1 protein-coding gene and 1 pseudogene are annotated in these 1,601 nt (G+C 63.2%); both read right to left on the reverse strand.

What is annotated here, in order from left to right; all coding sequences use genetic code 11:
• Positions 1-3: 3 nt before the first annotated feature.
• Positions 4-765, reverse strand: a complete 762-nt coding sequence (locus tag AB0I45_RS13865) for an ATP-binding protein (protein ID WP_137319612.1) — start codon at positions 763-765, stop codon at positions 4-6.
• Positions 758-1,601 (reverse strand): annotated as a pseudogene (locus AB0I45_RS13870) (IS21 family transposase); the annotation flags it as partial. The pseudogene AB0I45_RS13870 and the gene AB0I45_RS13865, both read right to left, overlap by 8 nt.

Genomic DNA, 1,601 nt, shown 5'->3' on the forward strand with positions numbered 1-1,601 from the left:
TGTTCAGTCGGCGGCGTCGAGTTTGGTGTGGCGACGCATGTTCGGGCCGGCGAGTTGGACCAGTTCGGCGTTGGACACGATCCGGTTGAGGATCGATTCCGCGATCACGGCGTCATGGAGTGATTTGTACCAGTCGGTGGGGTCGAACTGTGATGTGACGGCTGTCGAGCCTCGTCCCTCACGTGCGGCGAGAATGTTGAGGAGCTCGGCTGCGATCTCGGGGCTGATGGGCGTGGTGAGGAAGTCATCCAATACGAGCAGGTCGCACTCGTGCAGATTCTGGAGGAAGCGGAGCCGTCCTGGGTCGGAGTGGTGCTGGACGGCGAGCTGGTTGGCGAGGTCGTCAAGCCGATAGTATCTGGCTGTGTAGTCGCGTCTGCAGGCGGCGTTGACGAGGGCTTGAGCAAGATATGACTTCCCCACGCTCGAGGAACCCAAGATCACGAGGTTGGTGCAGCGATCGATCCAGCCGCACGATGCAAGCCTGGCGACGACGTCACGGTTCAGTGAGCGCCCATCGAGGTAGTGGATGTCCTCAACGCAGGCAGCCGGGTTCGGGGTGTGCGAGGCTTTCAAGAGCTTGAGCATCCGCCGTTCGCCGCGGGCCGTGCTCTCTCGTTCGAGGGCGTGTCTGATCTTCTGGGAGAAGGTCCACTCATCACAGTCGGGGTCGTTGGCGATCTCGATGACCGCTTCGCCGAAGGCGGTCATGCGCAGCTTCGTGAACAGGGGCATGTCATCAACACTCAGGTGCATGTCAAGCATCGTCAGCCTCCCGCGTGTTCTGCGCCGTGAGGGCTTCGAGGCTGAATGCAGAGATCCCTGCCAGGTGGGCCCCACTGGTGTCTCGACCTGCCGATGATGCCCGAGCAGCGGCGGTGCCAGGCGGTGCGGCCGGCAGCGTGCGAGGTCTTTCGTCCTGCTGAGCCTGCAGCGCGCTCGTGGTGTTCTTGACCGCGGTGTAGGTGATCTGGCGGTGCTCATCACTGTCGATGAGGTGTTGACATGCCTGTTCCAGCAGCACTCGGCCACGACGTTTGCCCAGGTCGAGGATGTTCATACACGAACGGAACCCCTGCGCCTCGATCTTCTTGCGATCGAGCAGGCGCTCCAGGGCTGCGACGGTGGCCGGGCCGACTTTCGCCGCCTGGCGGAGGAAGTAGGCGCGCGTCCACAGTCCCGCCGTCTCTGCCAGGTAGGCAGGTGCATGATCCGGGTCGGTGACGTAGCCGTTGCGATGCCTGCCTCGCCGGTGCCTGGCGACCACGTCCCCGCCGGCGAGGACCTCGACCTGGCTGCCGACGATGCGCACATCCACACTGACTCCCGCGAACTCGTACGGCACGGAATACTTGATCGTGTCGATCTGGATATGCCAGTCCCGATGCACCTTCGCTTTCCTCCAGACGACTGGCTCCCATCTGTGCTCGGGCAGTTCGAGCAGTTCCGGCTTCTCCGCCTCCGTGAACCAGGCGTGGCGGCTGCGTTCCTCACCGCGGAACGGGGTTCTGTGGTTGATCCACTCCACCCGTTCAGCGAGGGCTTCGTTGAGGTCATCGAGAGAGGCGAAGACCTGATCGGCGAGGTAGTGGATGGCCCAG

This window comes from Brevibacterium sp. NPDC049920 (assembly GCF_040656435.1).
Lineage (GTDB): Bacteria > Actinomycetota > Actinomycetes > Actinomycetales > Brevibacteriaceae > Brevibacterium > Brevibacterium pityocampae.